The organism is Lysinibacillus xylanilyticus (assembly GCF_001708185.1).
GTDB lineage: Bacteria > Bacillota > Bacilli > Bacillales_A > Planococcaceae > Lysinibacillus > Lysinibacillus xylanilyticus_A.
In genome coordinates, this window is record NZ_MDDN01000001.1 from 489,517 (window position 1) to 512,261 (window position 22,745).

Below are 22,745 nucleotides of genomic sequence, written 5' to 3' on the forward strand. Positions count from 1 at the left end.
TCCTTTACTTTTTTGCGTTTAATAATTGCTGCTGTAATTCATATAATATATTCATCGCTTGCATTGGTGAAGTGCCCAGAATATTTACCTTTTCTAAGCTTTTAAGCACCTCTGCCTCTGCTGGAGCGATTGGTTCCGCCTCCGCAAATAGTGACATTTGCACTGGCTGTTCAGCAACCTCCTCCTGGGACTCAGCTACTACCGTTCCAGCCTCGAAGTTTTCAAGCAAAACTCGTGCTCTTGTTAAAATTTCCGCTGGCAATTGTGCAAGCTGTGCTACATGAATTCCATAAGATTTATCGGCAGCTCCCTTTTTCACCTTGTGTAAAAAGACAACTGTGCCATTTTTTTCAGTAGCAGATACGTGTACATTCTGCAGTCGAGGAAGCTCCTTTTCAAGTGCTGTTAATTCATGATAATGCGTTGAAAACAGTGTATTCGCCCCAATTTTATCATGGATATATTCCATCATCGATTGAGCAAGACTCATGCCATCATAAGTAGATGTCCCTCGACCAATTTCATCAAACAACATCAAACTATTTTTCGTAGCATGCATAATAGCGTGCTGCGATTCTAACATCTCCACCATAAATGTTGATTGTCCAGCAGCTAAATCATCCGCTGCACCGATACGTGTAAAGATCTGATCTGTAATCGGTAATCTAGCTTTTTCAGCAGGTACATAACAGCCCATTTGTGCCATGACAACGATCAGTGCAACCTGACGCATATACGTACTTTTACCGGACATATTCGGTCCTGTAATAAGCATCATATTATTAGTATCCTCAAGTACACAATCATTCGGCACATACATTTGCTTATTGAGCATTTTCTCAACAACCGGATGGCGCCCCTCAATGATTTCAAGGGCACGACCTTCATGAAATTCAGGCTTCGTAAAACGATATTTCTCCGAAACACTCGCAAAGCTTAAAAGCACATCTAATTCACTAATACTTGCCGCTAACGCTTGTACACGTGGAATAAACGCCTTTAACTCATCGCGTATTTCTACAAACAAGTTGTACTCTAACGTTAAACTTTCTTCTTCAGCATTTAATATTAATGCTTCTTTTTCTTTAAGCTCCTGTGTAATATAACGCTCGGCATTTGCCAAAGTTTGCTTACGTTCATAGCGTGTTAAATCAGCTAAATGGATGTTGGATTTTGTAATTTCAATATAATAACCGAAAATTCGATTATAGCCGATTTTTAAGTTTTTAATGCCTGTTTTCGTCCGTTCTTCTTGCTCTAGCTGGGCAATCCAATCCTTTCCATTACGAGAAGCATAGCGTAGCTCATCTAATCGCTCATTATAGCCATCACGAATAACGTCACCTTCTTTTATCGTAATTGGTGGATTATCTGTAATAGCACGAGCTAATAGTGCCTCTACATCCTCACACATATCCAATGCTGCACCTAACTTATGCAATGTTTCTTTATTGGTACTAAGTAATTGTTGCTGAATAGCAGGTACTTGACGTAACGAATCACGTAGCTGTGCTAAATCTCGTCCACCAACATTCCCGAAAGCTACACGACCAGCTAAACGCTCTAAATCATATACTTGTTTTAAAGAGGCTTGTAGCTCTGTTCTTACAAAATACTCTTCCAATAAATCAGTCACGATTGCTAATCTTGCTTCAATGGCAGAACGTGTTGCAAGAGGCTGATGTAACCATTGCTTTAACTTTCGCCCACCCATCGCAGTTACTGTGTCATCTAATAGCCATAATAGGGTACCTTTTTGATCGCCACCGCGTATAGATTGAATAAGCTCTAAATTACGCTTTGAGCTAGAGTCAATTCGTAAATAATTTTTCATTTCATTATACGTAAATGTTTGAATATGTGATAACGAACGCATTTGCGTTTTATCGATGTAAGCAAGCAAACGAAGACAAACAACATGTAACTCATTTGGCACCGCTTCTAAATAGCTTGCTACTTTGTCCATTGTCATTTCATCCGTTTCAACGGAAAGCACAATACTCGCATTGACTGCGTGCTCCGCTAACAAAAGCTGTAAACTATCCGTTACAATCAGTTCACGAATACCATATGCCTGCATTTGCATTAAGAGTGCTTTGCCATCGCCCTCAATAGAGGAAGCAACTGCTTCACCCGTCGATAAGTCTAAATATGCATAGCCGAATGTTTTGTCATCAATTTGCTCTGCCGCACCAATAAAATGATTGGTTTTACCATCGAGTGCTTTCCCTTCCATAATCGTACCCGGTGTAATAAGTTGTACGACTTCACGTTTCACTACACCCTTTGCTTGCTTCGGATCTTCTGTCTGCTCACAAATGGCAACCTTATAGCCCTTTTGCACAAGTGTTTCAATATAATTTTTCGCCGAATGATGAGGAACGCCGCACATTGGAATACGCTCTTTCGCACCTGCATCCCGGCTCGTTAATGTTATTTCTAAAATTTGTGAGGCATTAATTGCATCCTCAAAAAACATCTCGTAAAAATCGCCTAATCTAAAAAATAAAAAGGCATCCTTATAATCTTCCTTTACCTGTAAATACTGTTGCATCATCGGTGTGTATGTTGTCATTTTTTAATTTACCTCGCTCTTGCCATATAGATATTTTTATTATAACAAAAGATACATGCGAAACGCCTCATTCACCTTTTTTAAGATGTTAGCGTTTCGCATGTATGAAAGAAATATGGCTTTTAGTATTATCTTGGTTTTTCACCAGGAAACGATGAGGACTCTAAAACAAACCTTCCTTCTCCGCTAGAACTAGACGATGAACTTGAACTGGAGCTAGAGCTGGAGCTTGAGCTAGATGAAGATGAGCTCTCATCTTTAAAGTTCCATTCCTCTTCGAAATCTAGTGGATGTACACTAATGCAAATCGTCGTTTCACCCATTACCTCTACAACGACTTCGCGTTCTACTACAATTTCAAATTTTGTGCCGCATGGAGAAATGATTGCCTCTATGCAGTTTGGTTCTTGAACTACACGCACTCGAACTTCATCACTAACACTCACTTCGCCATCTCTAAAATGGAGCTTCACTTTGTCTTTATAGTGAACCGTTTCAGAAAACACTGCTGTTTTCGAATGATTACTATAGGCATACCAGACATTGACATCAAATTTCCCTGATACTTCTACAAATTTACCGACTTTTTTTGCGGAGCAAGTATGATTGATGACCCAGCAACCAAGAATACTCGTCGGTTTATTTGATGGACATAATGTTACACGTTCTTCCGTTCTCTTCTTCCCTTTGGCAACTACTGCTTTCGTCACGATTTGTCGTAAACGTTTCAGCGCAATTCCTCCTTCGACTCTTTTCACTCCATCATATGCAGGTAGCGCCCATTGGGTGAACATATATTTTTATAGAATTAAATTGCATCCGGATTTAACTTCATATGTCTAAATCACGATAACTTCCACGAGTATTGAAGAATAACACATAAAAATAGCCTTAATAACATCATTCGAGCTTTTCATATTGTTGAAAAACTATAATGTCAATGAAATTAAGGTGTCCTGAATAGGAAAAGCCCGAATGAAATCATTCATTCGAGCTTTTTCTTCTATTATTTTTATGAGCAGCTGCCTGGTTTTGTATTTGCTACGTATGAGCCAGTTTCTCCACGTAGTACATCGCCGCCTGTTGAGCGAACAATCTCATTTGTGACATTGTTAGCAATTGTATTTGATACTAATTGCAATAAATCATTTACATCACCTTGAGATTCTTTAAATTGTTGGACTACTGGAATTGCGTTGATTTCTTCTTCGATTTTAGCAATTTTGTCTTCAATCAATTTCAGCGCTTTTTCTTTTCCTAAGTGTTGGAAGTTAACAGCTTGCTTTTGTAGGCTTTTTAGACTTGCAATACGCTCACGTACTTGTTGGTTTTCATTAATTTGTGCTTCTGCCTTTTTGAAAAATTCAACTTCTGGCGTATTGGCAATCATATGCGCAATTTCGTGTGACTTCTTGATTAGATCTTCTTTTGTATATAATACTTGTGTCATTTACGCTTCCACCTTTTCATTTTTTACTACTTCTACGAATTCTCCACTCAATGAATATGAAGTAGCTTCAACTATTTTCACCTTCACTAATTGACCAATTAAATCTGCTGGGGCTTTAAAGTTTACAAGTCGATTTTTACGAGTATAGCCAGCTAACACATCATCGCGTTTTTTACTTGTACCTTCGACTAATACTTCGACAATTTCACCCTTCATGCTCTCTAATGCTTTGCGAGAGTATTCCCCTACAACCTCATTTAATCGCAGAAGACGTTCTTTTTTCACTTCTTCAGGTACATTATCCACCATTTTGGCAGCAGGTGTACCCTCACGAGGAGAGTAAATATAAGTAAAGGCCATTTCAAAGCCTACTTCACGGTACAAGGCTAACGTCTCTTCAAATTGCTCCTCTGTTTCATTCGGATAGCCAACAATAATATCAGTCGTTAGCGTTACTTCAGGAATAGCCGCTTTAATTTTTGCTACTAATCCAAGGAAATGCTCACGCGTATATTTACGTGCCATAATTTTTAACACTTCATTCGAACCAGATTGTACTGGTAAGTGAATATGCTCTACTAAGTTACCACGTTTTGCAAGGACTTCGATTAAATGATCATCGAAGTCGCGTGGATGACTCGTTGTAAAGCGAATACGCGGGATATCAATTTTTCGTAATTCGTCCATTAAATCACCAAGTCGGTAATCAATATCCTCGAAATCCTTACCGTAAGCGTTGACATTTTGTCCAAGTAGCATAATTTCTTTATAGCCGGAAGCTGCTAGTTCACGAACTTCAGCAATGATTTCTTCCGGACGGCGACTACGCTCCTTACCACGCGTATAAGGTACGATACAATACGTACAGAACTTATCACAGCCGTACATAATATTTACCCAAGCTTTGATAGAGCCAAGACGTTTTTTCGGCAGATTCTCAATAACATCGCCTTCTTTAGACCAAACCTCAATGACCATTTCCTTTGACATATATGCTTCTTTCAAAATGTTTGGTAGACGGTGAATATTGTGTGTACCAAACACCATATCGACATGAGGATAGCTTCTTAAAATTTTATTTACAACGGATTCTTCCTGTGACATACAGCCACAAACCCCAATAAGCATTTCTCGATTTTTACGTTTATATTTCAGCAGGAAACCAAGTTCTCCAAATACTTTATTTTCTGCATTTTCACGGATGGCACACGTATTCAGTAGCACGACGTCAGCCTCATCGATCACATCTGTAGGCGTATAACCAAGCTGCATAAAGATCCCAGCCATTACTTCTGTATCATGCTCATTCATTTGGCAGCCATAGGTACGAATATAAAATGTACGTCCTATGCCCATACCTGCAAACTCTGCTGCAATGTTAAAGTCCTTATGGTACTTAACTTCTTCTTTCCCACGTTTTTTAGCATCTTTTAATGAAGGTGCCGTAAAGACCGTTTCAAAATATTTACTATAATCCTTTTCAGGCTTGTCTTCTTTTTTTGGTTGATTGACTTGTTGATTAGCTAAACGTTGTTCCTCATTCATCGCAATCAGGTAACTCCTTTCAAACGAATTCCATACACTTGAATTCCCATTTTACTATTATACTTAATAATTGCTACATCCTACAAGGTTTGCGTACTAAATGTCGTGGTTTAGACTTAATTACGGCTTATTACCAAAACGTATGATTGATTTCCGTTCCTGCTGGGGATAAAACATTTGCCGCTGTCGCACAGAGCAAAGCTTCCTAAGGGCGTCGGGGCAATCGATGTTTTTTGTACGAAAGTGCAGTGCAACGTAGCGGCAGTGACAGGAAGTTGATCACGAAGGCGTTATCACAGGACGTGATGTTTTTAGCCTTCGTTCCCCATACCGCTTCGCTGCAGGGTCTCGTGCCAACAGATGCTTTTTGCGCGAAAGCGTAGTCCTGACGAAGTGCCAGCAGAGGGTTTTGTCTGTGCGAAAGCGCAGCGACAGCAACAGCAACGATGTTGGTCACGAAGGCGTTATCACAGGAAGTGATGCCCTTAGCCTTCGTTCCCCTATCGCTGATCCCCAAGGAGTCGCCCAGCCTCCACTCCAATCAACTTATAAACAAAACATACGTCTTAACAAATGTCATCTACAACTTTTGGTGATGAGCCTTAATTACTCTTAGCTACCTTAATTCCCCAAAAAGAATAGGACACCTTTGATAGGATTCTGTATCAAAGGTGTCCCTGCGCTTAGCTTGACCTTATTAGTAGTACTTTTTATATTTTAGATTCAAATAAAAATTGTATAGTTTCAGCTTTGACCATCGTTTTACGTTCATATCTTCTTTAAAATATAGGGCATTCGAATATTTGCCCTGTTTTATTAATCGTTTGGCTTCTATTTTCAATTTTTCATTTTTCAAACCTTTAAACAACACACTTTCTGGAATCAGTGACCACAAATGCTTAGTCTGAACATACGTTAGCTCTTGACTTGCATTGAATATATAATCATTAGCGACATACTGCATTAAATTATGACCACTCGCTGTCACATAATAGCTAGAAGCACCCGATCGTAAGTTCATTTCAAATATTTTATATTCCCCGTCACGAACATCTAATTTCATGTCAATGTTCGCATATCCAACATATCCAATATCCTCTAAAAAATAACGGATATTGTCCATTAGCTGTTCGTCGAAATCCGTCATAATCGCCAGAGACGTCCCAATATTTTGTGGTGAGGGATCTTCGAGAAGTTTGTTACCTAAACACATCAATTTAACCCTCTTATCCTTCCCTACGTAAACATCTAATACACGAATATAAGAATCATCACCTGGAATAAATTCTTGAAGAATTAAAGAATCTTTATATGTAGAACGATAAATACTGCTAATAATCTGCTGCTTCTCTTCTTCATTGTTTGCAAGAAATACTTTTTTCTTCTCGGGGAAGGAACAACTTGTATATTCGACAGAATTCGATGGTTTAATAATCATCGGATAATCAAATGGAACATCACTTATTGCATGTTCCTTTGTCACTACCACCGTTTTTGGATATTTAATATTATATAAATCACAACACTTATAAAACTCTTCCTTTGTTCGAATCCGCTTCATTAAATCTTCATCTATATAAGGCAAAATGAAATATCGCTGTAGCGTCTGTTTATTGGTAATGATAAGCTCCGCATAATAACAATCACCTACAAGTAAGATTAGTTTCTTATTTTTGAACTGCTTCGCGACGTCTATTAAAGCTTGTACAAAATAGTCTGGTTCATCTAATCGGTCCACATATTGAAAGTCGATGATTTGACTATTTTGAGTTGCTATTCCTCGTGTCCCACCTAGCAAGAGTGTTCGAATGCCTTTTGTTTTCAATGCGGGTTCTAATACAAGGCTTTTTATACGGTACGCTTCGTAAAAGGAGCGGGCTACACCATATGCATTTTGGCCAGATTGTATGATTACCGGCAAAAAGATTTGATCTACTTTTATTGACAAATTTACTCGCCTCTCATTTATAAATGAATTTAATCATTTGTATGCAATTTGTCTTGTACTTATGTAACTAAAAGTATTATGAACTACGGTGTGCTAAATCTGAATTAATTTTTTCTTACGCTGTTCAAAACCTACAATTGATTGTACACCAAAGCTTTTAAGCAATTCTGCATTGACAAATGTATACTTGCCTAAATCGTCCGGGAAATGTGCATCTGAGGAAATTGTAAAGGCTACACCATGGTCAATTAAAATTTGCAAGAAACGAGGTCCTGGGCACATTTCCTTTACTGGATAGCGATAATATAAGCCTGCATTTATTTCAGTGGCAGTTTGTGTTGTCATAAGTGCCTTTGCAATTCTTTCATACCAAGAGTCAAGAAAAACCGTATCCTTCACTTGATAGTCAAATACTTTAAAGTTGTCCAAATGTGCCACAAAATCAAACATATTGGAGAGGATCATTTTTTCTACTGTAGCAAAAAAACGCGTATAGTTCTGCTGTAAAGTAGCTGTATTCATACCCTCAAATATGTATTGTGTTTGAGGGTTATCAAAGCCCCAGCCTTCCACAAAATGGACAGATCCGATGACATAATCCCATTGATATGCTGCTAATAATGATGCTAATTCTTCCTCACCACCGACAAAATAATCCGCCTCAATACCAAGCTTTAAGGAAATACCATGACGACTCCACTTTGCCTTTGCTCGATTAATAGCTGACACAAAATCATCCATGCTTTCCGTCATCACACGATCAAGCCAGTAACGCTGCACTTTACCAACTTCGTTATCACCCAACTGCATATAACGCTCAAAATATGTTCGCGTCTCCTTAAAACGATATAGATGGTCGACAATGCCAACCTCGCGCAAACCAAGTTGTTTAGCCTGTTGTAGATATAAATCTAACCATTCCTCACTATAGCAGCCACTTTGTAATCGCTTTGCCAACTGCTGTATTTGCCACTCCACAAATGCTTTAGAACCTTGTGCTGCTTCATCTTCATTAAAAAAACGAATAGCTTGAGAAGTACGCTCTAGCCAACGAAATGAATATGGACCTTCTTCTAAATGTACATGATAATCAATCATCCGCTCTTCCCTCCATTACATACCGTCCACTTTTCCTCGTATGCTTGCCACTCCACTGGACAAGCAATATCACAAAGAATTTCCGAGCACTCCTCGATGTGACATATTTGATAAAAGGACTTACCATTTATTTTAGATGCATCCGCTAATAAAAAGTTCATCTTGCTACGGTCTAGCATTTTTTTAGAAATTAACGATTCATCCAAATCGTAATCGTATACGATACCATCACAAATACCACCACATGATATAAATGCTTTATCAAAATTCATATTCCCTAATACCTCCAAAGTCATAGCTCCTGCTACTGAGGATTGCCTTGGATTCGTCGTTCCTCCGAGTAAAATTACCTTACCCGTCATTCGTCGCTCTTCAATAGCCAAATTAAATTGTACTGCAGCAGCTATGGAATTCGTGACGACCGTTATATCATCGACTGCCAGTAAAAAATCTGCGATATGCACCGTCGTTGTACCGGTATCAACAGCAATTGTATCCCCATCACATATACGTCTAGCTGCCAAACGAGCTATATTACGTTTTGCCTCTTTTTGCATTTGCAGCTTGCGCAAAAATACTGGTTCATTTCTAACGTGTGTATACTTGACAGCTCCTCCGTGTACTCTCGTTAATAAACGCTGTTGCTCTAGCTCATCAAAATCTCTGCGAATCGTTTCAGGTGCCACTTGTAATTCTTCCGCAATATTGGCAACAACAATTTTCTCATCAACCTCTAATTGCTTTAAAATAAATTCAAATCGTTCAATTTTTGCATACGTCATGATAATGCAATCACATCTTCCCTTGCCACATAGCACGTATATTTTTTGCCCAGCTCAAACGAATATCCTCGTTGATGGAGCTGCTCCATTGTAAAGAAACATTCACCCTCAAACGTTGTTCGAATAACATTGCCGCTCATTAACGACTGCTTCGCCTCTCCAGTCATACAAACATCCCCCTGTCTCTGATCGAGATGAATGGCTTCAGGTCGAATTGCAAATTTTGAACATTCCTTTGGTAACGTCTCGCCAATCATGTTCTCAAGAGCTGGACGCGTAAAAACATTGTAATGTCCAATAAAATTAGCGATAAATTCACTTTCAGGGCTTGTATAAATCGCCGTAGGGGTTCCACATTGCGCAATCATCCCATTGTTCATTACAAATATTCTATCGGAAACAGCCATCGCTTCCTCTTGATCATGCGTTACTAACATCATCGTTATGCCTAGCTTTTGTTGAATGGCTCGTAAATCTGCCTGTAATTTTTTACGAATTTGGGCATCTAGTGCACTGAGTGGTTCATCTAGCAACAACACTTTTGGTCGGACAATTAAAGCACGAGCAAGGGCAACACGCTGCTGTTGACCGCCAGACAATTCTTTCGGATAAGCATTTGCTTTTTCAGATAAGTGGACAAGCGCAAGCATTTCTTGAACACGCTGGTCAACTTCAGAAGTATTTACTTTTTGCATGCGTAAACCAAAGGCTACATTTTCCTTCACCGTCATATTTGGGAATAGTGCATATGATTGAAATACCATACCAACTTGGCGATCCTTTGGTTGAACACCCATCATATCCTTACCTTCAATGACAATTTGGCCAGCCGATGCATCTGTTAATCCTGCTACAATACGTAAAATAGTACTCTTACCACAGCCACTAGGACCTAACAGAGTTATAAATTCACCTTTTTCAATCTTCATATCTATATTTGTCAAAACAGTTGATTGTCCATATTTTTTATGAAGTCCTTCAATAACAAGATAACTCATAGATTTGTAGCACCTTTCGATCGTTTCATTAATTTTGCAATCACGAACGTTAATAAGCCCATAAGAACGATATAAATAAAGACAACTGCACTGGCAATATGTCCACTTGTACTAAGTTTTTTCATTAAATAAATTTGTACCGTTTCAAAGCGAGAACCCACAACTAAATTAATCAGTACAAACTCTCCAAAAAGTACAGAAAACGATAATAATGCACCTGCAAATAAGCCTGGGTAAACAGTAGGTAATAATATTTTGCTAAATGCCTGCAATTTCGATGCTCCCAGTAATTGCGCTGCATCTAAAAGCTGCCGAGCATCTACATTGCGTAAACTATTGCGTGTCCCTTGGTAAATGTACGGAAGGATTCCGATGACATAGGCCCCTAAAACGACTAAAATCATTGGCACATCAAATTGGCTATAAACACGAATGAGCCCGACTGCTAAAATAATTCCCGGAAATGAATACACCATAACAACTGCCATCTGAATCCATTTTTCGTATTTTGGAAAATACAACACGATGACGAAAATGGCTGGTACGATCACGAGCAATGCGATTATTACAGCCCCACTCGACAATAAAACAGAGCGTCCAAACGCCTGTATAAATTCTGCATCCTGAAATAAGGTAGCAAGCCATTTCAATGTCAATCCTTCTGGCAAAATGGTCTTATTCCAATTCGTCGCAAAGGCATAAAGCATTGTTGCACCAACTGGCAACACCAAATAAACTACTAACAGAAGGAAGAATAAATCAGCAAAGCCTCTTTTTTTCACTATAACTTCCTCCTTGTTTTTGAAATACTCCATTCACTTAACAGCATTGCCATCACCATCGTTACTGCTAATATTACAGCAATCGCACTTGCCAGCTCTGGCTGGGCAAAAATATCTCCTTGAATAAGAGAACCAATACGAATGGCGACTAAATTGTAACTACTACTAGTTAGCGCATAGGCTGAGGCATACGCTCCCATTGCATTGGCAAACAATACACTAAATGTTCCAACTATCCCAGGAAGCATTACAGGAACACCAATCTTCACCCAAAATTGCCATGTAGACGCTCCTAGCAGTGCCGCTGCTTCCTTCCATTGTTGCTGAATTCCATCATAAATTGGGTATAAAAGCATTAGCGCTAACGGTAGCTGAAAATAAATATAAATAAGTAACAAGCCACCCCAGCTATAAAGAGAAAATGACGATAATGCGTCGATCCCCCATTGATCGAATAGCAAGGTAAAGAGCCCGCTGTTTCCGAGTAATACGATAAAGGCAAATGCTAATGGAATACCTGAGAAATTTGATGTTAAGTTTGTTAATATTAAAATCTTCTCACGTACTGGCTCAGAAAATCTCATAATCGCATAAACTGCAAATAGAGTAACCATTAAGGCAATGACTGCCGAAATAACGGACAGTGTAATGCTATTTTTAAAGCCCTGTAAAATGTAATCATTCGTTAGTACAGATTGATAGTGTGCAAGTGTAAATCCATCACTATTTTGAAAGCTTGTTATTAGCATATACAGTAATGGTACTAAGAAAAATAACAAGACAAGTACTAGGAACGGGGAAAGCCAGGCAACTGTTTGCCGCTTCGAAATCAAAACAATCACTTCTTTCTTTATTTAATAGCGGCTATTATTTAGATTAATCATTTTTATTAATAAGAAGGTTCATCATTATAACGTGAGGTTGATTTCCGCTTCGTTAGCACTACGCTTTCGCACAGAGAAAACATTGTTGCTGTCGCTTCGCTTTCGCACAGAGAAAACATTGCCGCTGACGCTTCGCTTTCGCACAGAGCAAAGCTTCCTGGGGGCGTCAGATGAGCCGCTAATCCCCAGAAGTCGCCCATAGTTGATAAAAACTGAAATTGTTCCGATAAAATGAGATTTTGTTCCGATAAATGTTAAAATTGTTCCGATAAAACGTGATTTTGTTCCGATAAATGTTAAAATTGTTCCGATAAAACGTGATTTTGTTCCGATAAATGCTAAAATTGTTCCGATATATCTTCAAAGTCTGAATAAATAATTAAAATTAAGCCCTTTTTAAAGATTGCATCCCCTCTAATAACAGGGGCACCATTTCATCAGAAGGTTCGATATTCAATAAATGACAGCACAGCGGAGCAATTTGTAACTGTGATACAATCTCATCCTTAATGCCTGCTTTAACGCGATTTGAAATAACAAACATCGGTACATGACGATCCTCAGCTGTTGTTCCTCCATGATTACCATCACTCGTCATCCCATGATCAGCTGTCACGATCACCTCATAACCCTGTTCAAGACATTTTGGAATAAATAATGATAGTAAGACGTCGATGGCTAAAACACGATTACGATACTGTGCTGAGTCAGCTGTAAATTTATGGCCATCGTCATCTACATTCATCGGATGTATATACAAGAAATCTGGTTGCTTTTGATCCATTAGCCATGCAGCTTCAGCAAATAAATGACTGTCTGGGTAGTGATCCTCAAAATAGAACAAGCCATTCTCAATCGGCAACTGCGTATCCAATTGTAGCCTGTCCTCCATATGCACAAATGGAGCACGATTGTATAGCTCACTTACCCAATAATAGGCAGCTGCCGCTGTAGACAGACCGTTTTCTTTCGCTAAATGAAATAAACTATTTTGCGTGGACAAACGTACGGTCATATTGCTCGTCACACCATGTACAATAGGTGGTGTCCCCGTTAAAATCGTTTCATATAAAGGTCTTGATAAAGATGGGACCTCCGAACAAACCTTATAACGTGCTGCAAGATTGCGTTCAACTAAATGGTGCATAAATCCCATATGGGTACAAGCTGTATCAAAACGAAGAGCGTCTACAACAATTAAGACAACTTTATTATTTTGCATGAATTAATACCTGCTCTTGATATAGTTGTGGAATTTGTTTTGTAGTTTCTTCCCATTTCTTCTGATCTTTTACTGGCTGTGCGTTTTTGTACATTTCTGCAGGTAATAATAGCTCCTTAACATCTTGAGATAATTGAACCTTGTCACGAATTGGGCGAGCATAACCTTTCGCTAAATTTTCTTGACCTGCATCAGATAAAATATACTCTCGAGCTAACATGGCTGCATGAGGATTTTTTGCGTATTTATTAATGATCGTTGCATATCCTGATGTGACAGATCCTTCTGATGGAATGACTACATCAAAACGTTTCTCATCGATTTGGTGACGGTAGCCAAGCGCATTAAAATCCCATAAGATGGCTACGTCAATTTCACCCTTTTCTAAATTCGCTACAGATGGATCACCTTGTAAACGCCCTTGTTTTGCTAAGTCTGCGAAAAAGTCTATCCCTGGTTGGATATTTGATTCGTCGCCACCAAAAGCCATAGCAGCTGCTAAAATAGCAAACTGTGCTTGGTTTGCTGTAAGTGCATCACCAATGCTGACAGTGTAATCTCCGTTTTTAATATCCTCCCAAGATTTTGGAGCGTTTTTGACGTTGTTTTTATCAGTTAAAAATGCAATCGTACCTGTATAGCCTACAACCCAATGCCCTTCATCATCTTTTGCCCAGTCAGGTATCTCATCCCAATAAGATGTTTTGTACGGTAATGTTAAACCTTTGTCCTTAGCAATCGGACCAAAGGCAATTCCTACGTCGCCAATATCTGCAGTCGCATCGTCCTTTTCTGCCTCAAACTTTGCTAGCTCCTCGGCACTCGACATATCGGTATCCTTATGCTTTAGGCTATATTCCGTACCAAGTTCTTCCCAAGTCTCCACCCAGTTTGCCCACGTGTCTGGCATACCGACAGAATTTACAGTGCCTTCTTCTTTTGCTTTTTTCGTAATTTCTTCAAGCGTTAAATCACTGTTTACCTCCTTGGAACTAGACGAACTGTCAGAACAAGCTGCCAACATCGAAATTGCTAATGCACCGATTAGACCTTTCTTCCACAACTTTTGAATTGCCATGAGTTGGAACCTCCATTTGTTTTTGTTTATTTTTATTTGCTTACAACCGTTATGTTATAAAACAAACATTAAGCAAGTATGGAGGAATTTAAAATATTCAGTAAAAATTATATAGAAATTATTGATTTAATGGGGAAATTGTAAAGATATACATTTATTTGAGGGGAAGATAAAAAGAATCTAGTTAGGTATGCGCACGTTTATGTAGTATTTCAAGACGTGCACACACTCTAGATTATTCAGAAAAACCAAGAAAGTCTGCATATGTATGCGGCTCGTTCTCCTTTAAAATTGTTAAAAATGTAAATGCAAGCTGCACAACCGACCACCATCTCATATTGTAGGACATCTCAAAGCGAGCAGGCTCTAATGTAAAAACATCCTGAAAAATATCAAGCGGGTCAATTTTTTCATCTTTTAAAATGGATAAAAAACCTAGAAATAATGTATGATCTTTCACTTCAATTATCTTTTCATCAACAAGTGCATCAATTTTTTCTGGTTGTTGAAAATTACATTGTGTCGCAACGTACCTTTCTAAATCCTGCGCACGCTGCCTTTCTTCACGCTCTCTTTTCTTTGCGACAAAATCAATGACGTTATCCACGTGCATCGCCTCTTCTTTTTTCTTTTATTGTAGCATTTTTTACAATAATATTGCCCGGACAGGCTCCCCTTTTTTCCTTTCTGCCAAAACAAAAAAGAATGATATTAGCAAATTTGCCAAAATCATTCTTTTCTCAAGATATTTTATCAGTAGTGTTAACCAAGCATTTTTATAAAGCTCATACCATAACGTGAGGTTGATTTCCGTTCTGGCTGGGCGCTTTGTTGCTGTGAGAAAGCGAAGCGACAGGGCAATTATCCCATGGCAACATTGATTGGGATTGTTATGGTCACTTTCCCTCCACCAGCTGATAAATCATTGGCAATTTGCAGTGTTCCACCATGACTCTGAACAATGGATTGGGCGATATAAAGTCCCATCCCATGGTGACTTCCTGCGTTTCTGCTTGGATCTCCGCGATAAAATTGTTTGGTAGCCTCTTTTAAATCTCTCGGAGAAAATCCACAGCCGCTATCGGTAACCGTAAATTGCATAAAATCCGCAGCACCTTGAGCAGTTAATGTCACCCTTCCATTTTCAGGTGTGTGCTCTACAGCATTGGCAATGACATTAAAAATTGCACGATAGAACTGCTCTTCATCGATAAATATATGATCAGGAAGCATTTCCTTTTGGACAGCCACTTGAAGCTTTTTCTCTAGAGAAAGAGCTCTCATTTGATGCTCTATTTCTGTCATAAATGCATCCGTTTTAACGTTTGTTTTTTCACGAACGATATTTTTCTCCATCTTTGATAAATCAATTAACTCTTTCGTGAATTTTTCTATTTTAATTGTATTTTTCAAAATATAGTCATTATATTCTCTTTGTATATCGTCTTGAACAGTGTCCTGTAAGAGCTCTGCATTTCCCCGAATAATTGTAAGAGGTGTTTTCAGATCGTGGGCAAGAGCAGAAATTTGCTCTCTACGAGTCTGCTCATTTTCCCATTGCTGTTTTAACGAACTATTTAAGGCCTCTTTCATCTGCTCGAGAGAAATCGATATTTCATCTATTTCACGGATTCCTGAAGAGTTAATCGTAAAATCTAAATTTTGATTTTGTATTTTTTCAATCGCTTCCTGTAAGCCAAACATTTTTTTCTTAAGATTTCCTCCAAAATGAATCGCTAGGACAGTTGCTAGCGTTATAACCCCTATAATAAATAATAGAATATCTAAAAGCTGTGGATTGGGTAAATACTTCCTCATAATAGCCGAACGATACTGCGGCACTATATTGTATTTTAATATACAAATCTCATTTTCTCGCTCTATAAACGAGTAAAATTGGCTGACACCTCGGGTTTGCTCTTTTTTCATTGCATCCCAAGCTTTTGAAGCTTCCTTCTCTGAAAGATTTCCTGCAAGAAGTTTACCTTCTTTAGAAAATACTACGTAATCAACAAGGTCTGGGATCATATCAGCTGTAACCGAACTACTAGACGCAATACGATCCCTTGATAATGAAATTTGAGTTTCTTCATAATTTGCTGGTAATACGATGTTGGTAGAAAGGGCAAACATCGTTAAACAGATCAGTAGGACCACTAACAGAATAACACCTAAACTTAGGAAAAGGAGATATCGAAGAAAAAAAGTATGTAATCGTGTTCCTTTAGCAGGCTTCATTGTCTCCATTTATATCCAATCCCCCAAACAGTGTCAATGGCATCAACATTAAAAGCATGTAGCTTTGAACGAATATTTTTAATATGCTCAGTAATAGCGGTACTGTCACTCTTCCCATCAAACCCAAAAACAGTTTCATAAATCTTTTCTTTAGAAAATACCTGCCCTCGATTTCGAGCTAGAAATTCGCATATTTCATATTCGCTTTTTGTCAGTATTATCTTCTCATCATTTACAAACAGCTCTTTGCCAGATAGATTGAAGTGGACGTTATCTATAAAAAGAATGCTACGCCTTTCTCTTTTTTCGCGTCTCAAATGAGCATTCACTCTTGCACGTAGTTCCCCAATTCCAAACGGTTTGATAATATAATCATCTGCGCCAAGACCTAGCCCATACATAAGGTCTTCCTCCAATGATTTAGCCGTTAAAAAAAGGATAGGACAATCTACAGCATGACGTATTTGGCCACATAAAGTAAATCCATCAATTTCAGGCATCATCACATCCAATAAAATTAAATCGAAGGTACCAAGATCCATTTTACTTACTTCTGTCGCGTCAGAAATTGCCGTTACTAAATGTTCGTCTTTTAGTAATGCATTTTTTATCAATACTAAAATATCTTTTTCATCATCTACTGCTAATATTTTTGCCATACTTCTACCCTCATCATTTTTCCCTAACTTTCTGTTTTTCTTCCTTCCCATTTCCAAAACCATAAACAAGATAGGACTAATGCGAACAATGTTCCACAAATTGAAGCAATAATACCTTCCTGTAGTCCTATTTCCACCGTCGATAGGTCAAGCCCTGACTCCTTCATTTCCCATAATGAAATAAAGTGACCACCCCAACCATAAGGTATAAATGACCAAATACCATCACCTAGTCCAGTGAGGAGTAAGGCTACTATTAGTGAGCCGACAATACCTAATCCGATAGAGGCACCTTTACCAAAATGAAGGCTAACAAATAAATGTAAAATATATAAAAATGCAAAGCTTACAAATAGAATACATCCAGCTATGAAATAAAATTGATAACCAAAAGTATCTTCATGCAAAAGTTCAATAAAACCAATACTAAAAATACCGAAGGACAATAATATTGCTCCAAAACTAAATAACAATAACAGTATCAACTTGCTTAAATAGGCCACTATTTTTATTTTAGTAGCTGTTAGCATCCCCTGAAAATGTCCTGCATTTGCTTCTTGCTCCGCTGCCATTGCACAAACTAATCCAATAATAATTGGAAACCCACACGAAAGAGCCTGAAAATAACCGGATATTTTCCATGCAAAATTCCATGGCGAATATGAATAGTATGCTAAAAACAGCCCAGAAATAATAATAGGTACAATTAGATGTGTAAGCAAAAAAGGCGTTCTTTTTGTTTTAAGGAGCTCTGCTCTAAGTAATCTTAACATTACCATGAACTATTTCGCCTCCCTTTTTTGAAACCAACGTGCAGTAAGGAAGCTGATTAACGCAAACCATGTTAAAGCAATCAATATACCTGGAACTATAACCGACATGCTTAATAACGGGCTACCTTCAGGCACTGGCAAACCATTTGGTAAAATCTCAAGAGTTGGACAAATTAGTCTTGCTGTAATGCCATAAGGAACGCTAAACCAAAACTCCCCATCTGCAAGTGCTACGATCCCCACAATATTGCCAACCAGATTGATTAAAATAGTTATATAAGTACCCAATTTTGCCGCAAGAAATAGACAAAGTGGAATTTGCCATAACATCGTTAAGAAAATTAATAAACTACCTGCAAGACTTTTTGTTAAAGGAAAGCTATGACCAAAAAGTATTCCGCCAGCAGTAATACCTGCAAAGAAAATGAGCGTAATGAGTAGCAACCAGGCACTACAAGTAAGGATTTTGCCAAACCATATCTTTTTGAGGTTGATCGGCATTGCGAGGATGCTATGATATTTCAATTTAGCATCTTTTTCTATCGCTAACGCACAACATATTGTCAGTGCACCTGGTAGGAGCATTGAATACCACCAATTATAAGCCCCCTTTTGAAAAAAACTTCCTCCCATTAAAGATGCACTCAGTAACAGTGTCACGATGGGGGCTAGCCAAACTAATTTAGGAATATAAGTCTTTTTCCATTTTAATCTTTCAGCCTTCATTATTGAAATCATTTTATATGCCTACCTTTCTATTAGTAGACACTACTTGCATAAATAATGATTCTAATTCCTGACCTTGTGGGGCAACCCCCTGATATCCTAATTTACCATCTGAAATGATGCCAATTTCATCAACGACCTGCTCTACTTCTGACAGTATATGGCTTGATAAAATAACTGTAATACCTTGCTCTGGAAAAGATCTTATTAGTTTTCGAAGCTCTTGAATACCGATTGGATCAAGACCATTTGTAGGCTCATCAAGAATTAACAGCTTTGGATAGTTTAATAGCGCAATAGCTATCCCTAGGCGTTGTTTCATCCCTAATGAAAACTGTCCTGCTCGTTTTTTTCCTGTATTGGTCAAATCAACAATTTTTAATACTTCGTCAATACGTGACTGCGGCAATCCGAGGGCAATCGTTCGAACCTTGAGATTTTCTCTTGCCGTTAAATTTTCATAAAGCGGTGGTGTTTCAATTAATACACCAATGTCTTGTAAATCATTGCGATTCCATTCACGTCCATTAAAAAGTATCTTTCCTGCATTCGGACGCAACATACCCGTAATCATTTTTAACGTAGTCGATTTCCCAGCACCATTTGGACCAAGCAAACCATAAACAGTATTGCGAGGTATCGTTAACGACAGATCCTCTACAATTTTTTGCCTCTTAAAGCTTTTGCTAAGATTTTCTGTTTGTAAAATAATATCTCCCATAATAATCATCTTCCTTTCGATGATTATAGTGTAAAAAATGATTATAAGGATTTTATAAGGATATCGAAAATTTTTGTGGTCACTATGAAAATCAATTTGGCCAAGGCTTGTGAATGTTGTAACGCTTTAAATAAACGGAAATCAACGATATAGTAGAACTTTTTGTCCATTCCAAAAATGAACACTATGACTACTCACCATAATCAAACAGAATAGCTTGTTACAGTGAAGTGATTTACATTTGCTGTCGCTTCACTTTCGTACAGATAAACATAATTGCTGAAGTTTAACTTTAACCAAAGTGGCATGCCAAAAGATACACGGTAAGTGAAGTGGTTGATTGGAGTGGAGACTGAGCGACTCCTTGGGGATTAGCGTCACAGATGAGACCCTGGAGCGAGCAGCGCGAGTGAAGCGGCTCATCGGACGCCCCCAGGAAAGCGCTCAGTCGGAACGGAAATCAACCCCTCGCTTTGCAGAAGAACCATATTTATTTATAAGTCATCTTAATTCCATTGACATAACAGTCTAGCAAAAACACGAAAAGCATTTGGAATGAGAACATCCCAAATGCTTTTTGTCATGCTATATGAAATTTAATTTACATAAATTCTTTCACTAATTCATTAAAATCATTTTCGCTCATTTTAATATCAATATCTGTTAATGGTAGCTCTGAGTAGCCTGGTACTTTTTCTTGATATGAAGTTGTTTCAGTATCTTGATAAATAATACCTGTTACTAAACCTTCATGCTCCATCACTGTACGCATCGCCATACCGCGGTCAGAATTGTCATAGCCTTCGATATCAGCAAGCTTTGTTAAGTTCTCTTTAAACCAATCGTACGTGTTCACTTTGTTGTATGTTACACAAGGTGAGAATACGTTGATGAACGAGAAGCCTTTATGATTAATACCAGCTTCAATTAAAGCAGTTAACTCTTTAATATCCGTAGAGAAACCTTGTGCGACAAATGTAGCGCCACTTGTTAAAGCTACTTCTAATGGTTTTAATGACGGCTCAATCGCACCGCCCGGCGTAGATTTAGTAATAAATCCTGCAGCAGAGCGTGGAGATGTTTGCCCCTTTGTTAAACCATAAATTTGGTTATCCATAACAACGTACGTGACGTCGATATTACGACGGATGGCATGAATTGTATGACCCATACCAATCGCAAAGCCATCCCCGTCACCACCTGAAGCGATCACATTTAAATCACGGTTTGCCATTTTTAAGCCTTGTGCAATTGGTAATGCACGACCATGAATACCGTGGAAACCGTAAGAATTAATGTAACCTGAAATACGGCCAGAACAGCCAATACCAGAGATAACAGCTAGTTCGTTTGGTTCAATACCTACGTTAGCCGCGGCGCGCTGAATCGCTGCTTGAACAGAGAAGTCACCACAGCCTGGGCACCAGTTTGGTTTCACTGTATTACGAAAATCCTTAAATGTTGCCATTAGCGAGTCAACTCCTTCACGCGATTTTCTAGTTCACCTGGTAAGAATGGTGTACCATTATATTTTGTAATAGTCTCGATTTTGTCGTGACCACCAACATTCATCTTCATAATATTTGCTAATTGACCTGTGTAGTTATTTTCTACAACAATTACTTTTTTCGCTTTTGCTACAAGCGGTGCCACCTCAGTAGATGGGAATGGGTGAATTAAACGAATATGCGCATGGTTCACCTTCATACCTTGAGCATTTAAGCGTTCTTGTACCTCTTCAATAGCTCCACGAGTTGAGTTAAAGCCAACTAATAAAATATCAGCATCTTCGTGTGGTGCATTTGAGTATACCGGATTATCAAATTTCAATGCAGCTAGCTTACGGAAACGTTTATCCATTTGTACTTGACGGTTACCCGTTGCTTCAGATGGTTTACCTGTTTCATCATGCTCAACCCCTGTTACATGGTGAATACCATTTAACGTACCAGGTAGTACACGTGGTGAAATACCGTCTTCCGTATTTTCATAACGTTTGAAGTATGCTTTATCAGCCGCTTCTTCAATGTTGTCAGTAACAATTTTACCGCGACGAATTTCAATTTTATTGTAATCAAATGGTTCAACAGATTGTTTACCTAGAGATAATTGTAAGTCAGTCACTAAAATCACTGGTAATTGTAACTCCTCTGCAATGTTAAACGCTTGGATTGTATCAAAGAATGCTTCCTCCATAGTAGAAGGTGCAATTACTACTTTAGGAATTTCACCATGCGTACCATATAACATCGCCATTAAATCTGATTGCTCTTGTTTTGTTGGTAACCCTGTTGATGGACCACCACGTTGTGTATCAACAACAACTAGTGGCTGCTCTGTCATACCTGAAAGACCAATCGCTTCCATCATTAATGAAAGACCTGGACCAGCTGAAGCTGTGAAAGAACGGACACCACCAAAGTTTGCCCCAATCGCCATCGTCGCTGCAGCAATCTCATCTTCTGTTTGAATAACCGCACCACCGAATTTCGGTAATTTTTTAATAAGGTATTCCATAATTTCAGATGCTGGTGTAATTGGGTAGGCTGCCATAAAGCGTGTCCCAGCCGCAAGTGCACCAAGCGCTACTGCATCGTTCCCAATCATGAACATACGGCGTTTGCCATCTGCTGGCGCTAATGCCCATTCACCTACACGCTCACCTAAAAGTTCATTCATTAATTCATGACCGCGTGCAATGGCCTCCATATTTTTTTGAACAACTTCTTCGCCTTTTTTGCCAAAAATATCATCTACAACATTTTGAAACACTTCGTCCTCTAAATTCAGCAATGCAGCTGTTGCTCCGATTGCCACCATATTTTTCATCAACGAAGTGCCAAGCTCTGCCGCTACCTCTGTAAAAGGTACCGCAAATAATGGCGCTTTTGAATCTTCTGGCTTCACTGGATCGAATTTTGAATCGGCTAAAATAATGCCAGTCTCTGTTAGCTCTTTATAATTGACGTCGATTGTTTCTTGGTCAAATGCTACTAAAATATCTAAATCATCCGCAATAGAACGTACTTCTGTTGGACGAACTGTAATTTTATTATTCGTATGGCCACCTTTAATTCGAGAAGAGAAATGACGATAACCGTATAGGAAGTAACCTAAACGATTCATTGCCATTGAGAAAATTTCCCCTGTACTTTCAATCCCTTCACCCTGTTGCCCACCTACTTTCCATGAAAGCTGATGTAACATGTCAACAACTCCTTAAATCCAATGTGTACTATTTTATTTTTTCCTTCATAAGTTTAACA

At 38.5% G+C, this 22,745-nt stretch carries 21 protein-coding genes; all 21 read right to left on the minus strand.

Annotated elements, in window-relative coordinates; translation table 11 throughout:
- Positions 1 to 4 precede the first annotated feature (4 nt).
- Entirely contained in the window at positions 5 to 2,575 is a 2,571-nt protein-coding gene (gene mutS / locus BFJ97_RS02475) for a DNA mismatch repair protein MutS (protein ID WP_068983064.1), read from the minus strand.
- Positions 2,576 to 2,703: 128 nt separating this feature from the next.
- On the minus strand, positions 2,704 to 3,369 hold the full coding sequence (gene cotE, locus BFJ97_RS02480; protein WP_254660102.1) for an outer spore coat protein CotE: 666 nt from the start codon (positions 3,367 to 3,369) through the stop codon (positions 2,704 to 2,706).
- A gap of 218 nt (positions 3,370 to 3,587) precedes the next feature.
- Positions 3,588 to 4,025, minus strand: coding sequence for a RicAFT regulatory complex protein RicA family protein (locus tag BFJ97_RS02485; protein ID WP_068983065.1), 438 nt, complete (start codon positions 4,023 to 4,025; stop codon positions 3,588 to 3,590).
- The gene (gene miaB, locus BFJ97_RS02490) at positions 4,026 to 5,570 is read right to left on the minus strand and encodes a tRNA (N6-isopentenyl adenosine(37)-C2)-methylthiotransferase MiaB (protein ID WP_068983066.1); all 1,545 of its coding nucleotides are present in this window, start codon (positions 5,568 to 5,570) and stop codon (positions 4,026 to 4,028) included.
- A gap of 697 nt (positions 5,571 to 6,267) precedes the next feature.
- On the minus strand, positions 6,268 to 7,512 hold the full coding sequence (locus BFJ97_RS02500; RefSeq protein WP_068983488.1) for a carboxylate--amine ligase: 1,245 nt from the start codon (positions 7,510 to 7,512) through the stop codon (positions 6,268 to 6,270).
- A gap of 99 nt (positions 7,513 to 7,611) precedes the next feature.
- A complete protein-coding gene (locus BFJ97_RS02505; protein WP_068983068.1) occupies positions 7,612 to 8,616 on the minus strand; it encodes a histidinol phosphate phosphatase domain-containing protein in 1,005 nt (334 codons plus the stop codon).
- On the minus strand, positions 8,613 to 9,398 hold the full coding sequence (locus BFJ97_RS02510) for a DeoR/GlpR family DNA-binding transcription regulator (RefSeq protein ID WP_068983069.1): 786 nt from the start codon (positions 9,396 to 9,398) through the stop codon (positions 8,613 to 8,615). Before BFJ97_RS02510 ends, BFJ97_RS02505 begins: the two co-directional genes overlap by 4 nt.
- Entirely contained in the window at positions 9,395 to 10,396 is a 1,002-nt protein-coding gene (locus tag BFJ97_RS02515; protein ID WP_068983070.1) for an ABC transporter ATP-binding protein, read from the minus strand. The genes BFJ97_RS02510 and BFJ97_RS02515 overlap by 4 nt, the downstream gene beginning before the upstream one ends.
- Positions 10,393 to 11,178 carry an ABC transporter permease gene (locus tag BFJ97_RS02520; protein WP_068983071.1) on the minus strand — a complete coding sequence of 262 codons (786 nt, stop codon included), beginning with the start codon at positions 11,176 to 11,178 and terminating at the stop codon, positions 10,393 to 10,395. The genes BFJ97_RS02515 and BFJ97_RS02520 overlap by 4 nt, the downstream gene beginning before the upstream one ends.
- Positions 11,178 to 12,020 (minus strand): ABC transporter permease, encoded by an 843-nt coding sequence (locus BFJ97_RS02525; protein WP_175401657.1) that lies wholly within the window; start codon positions 12,018 to 12,020, stop codon positions 11,178 to 11,180. Before BFJ97_RS02525 ends, BFJ97_RS02520 begins: the two co-directional genes overlap by 1 nt.
- Positions 12,021 to 12,067: 47 nt before the next feature.
- The gene (locus tag BFJ97_RS23945; protein WP_139114364.1) at positions 12,068 to 12,262 is read right to left on the minus strand and encodes a hypothetical protein; all 195 of its coding nucleotides are present in this window, start codon (positions 12,260 to 12,262) and stop codon (positions 12,068 to 12,070) included.
- Positions 12,263 to 12,447: 185 nt separating this feature from the next.
- Complete coding sequence (locus BFJ97_RS02530; protein ID WP_068983072.1) at positions 12,448 to 13,284, minus strand: alkaline phosphatase family protein; 837 nt, start codon at positions 13,282 to 13,284, stop codon at positions 12,448 to 12,450.
- Positions 13,274 to 14,362: an ABC transporter substrate-binding protein gene (locus BFJ97_RS02535; protein ID WP_068983073.1), complete on the minus strand. Its 1,089-nt coding sequence runs from the start codon at positions 14,360 to 14,362 to the stop codon at positions 13,274 to 13,276. Before BFJ97_RS02535 ends, BFJ97_RS02530 begins: the two co-directional genes overlap by 11 nt.
- Positions 14,363 to 14,597: 235 nt before the next feature.
- On the minus strand, positions 14,598 to 14,975 hold the full coding sequence (locus BFJ97_RS02540) for an ELKS/Rab6-interacting/CAST family protein (RefSeq protein WP_223552643.1): 378 nt from the start codon (positions 14,973 to 14,975) through the stop codon (positions 14,598 to 14,600).
- 248 nt (positions 14,976 to 15,223) lie between these two features.
- On the minus strand, positions 15,224 to 16,609 hold the full coding sequence (locus BFJ97_RS02545; protein ID WP_068983075.1) for a sensor histidine kinase: 1,386 nt from the start codon (positions 16,607 to 16,609) through the stop codon (positions 15,224 to 15,226).
- Positions 16,597 to 17,259 (minus strand): response regulator transcription factor, encoded by a 663-nt coding sequence (locus tag BFJ97_RS02550; RefSeq protein ID WP_068983076.1) that lies wholly within the window; start codon positions 17,257 to 17,259, stop codon positions 16,597 to 16,599. The genes BFJ97_RS02545 and BFJ97_RS02550 overlap by 13 nt, the downstream gene beginning before the upstream one ends.
- A gap of 23 nt (positions 17,260 to 17,282) precedes the next feature.
- Positions 17,283 to 18,038, minus strand: coding sequence for a lantibiotic immunity ABC transporter MutG family permease subunit (locus BFJ97_RS02555; protein ID WP_068983077.1), 756 nt, complete (start codon positions 18,036 to 18,038; stop codon positions 17,283 to 17,285).
- A 3-nt stretch (positions 18,039 to 18,041) separates the two neighbouring features.
- Positions 18,042 to 18,770 carry a lantibiotic immunity ABC transporter MutE/EpiE family permease subunit gene (locus BFJ97_RS02560; RefSeq protein WP_068983078.1) on the minus strand — a complete coding sequence of 243 codons (729 nt, stop codon included), beginning with the start codon at positions 18,768 to 18,770 and terminating at the stop codon, positions 18,042 to 18,044.
- A 1-nt stretch (position 18,771) separates the two neighbouring features.
- Positions 18,772 to 19,479 carry a lantibiotic protection ABC transporter ATP-binding protein gene (locus tag BFJ97_RS02565; RefSeq protein ID WP_068983079.1) on the minus strand — a complete coding sequence of 236 codons (708 nt, stop codon included), beginning with the start codon at positions 19,477 to 19,479 and terminating at the stop codon, positions 18,772 to 18,774.
- A gap of 601 nt (positions 19,480 to 20,080) precedes the next feature.
- Positions 20,081 to 20,947 carry a 2-oxoacid:ferredoxin oxidoreductase subunit beta gene (locus tag BFJ97_RS02570; protein ID WP_068983080.1) on the minus strand — a complete coding sequence of 289 codons (867 nt, stop codon included), beginning with the start codon at positions 20,945 to 20,947 and terminating at the stop codon, positions 20,081 to 20,083.
- The gene (locus BFJ97_RS02575) at positions 20,947 to 22,686 is read right to left on the minus strand and encodes a 2-oxoacid:acceptor oxidoreductase subunit alpha (protein ID WP_068983081.1); all 1,740 of its coding nucleotides are present in this window, start codon (positions 22,684 to 22,686) and stop codon (positions 20,947 to 20,949) included. The genes BFJ97_RS02570 and BFJ97_RS02575 overlap by 1 nt, the downstream gene beginning before the upstream one ends.
- Positions 22,687 to 22,745: the final 59 nt, after the last annotated feature.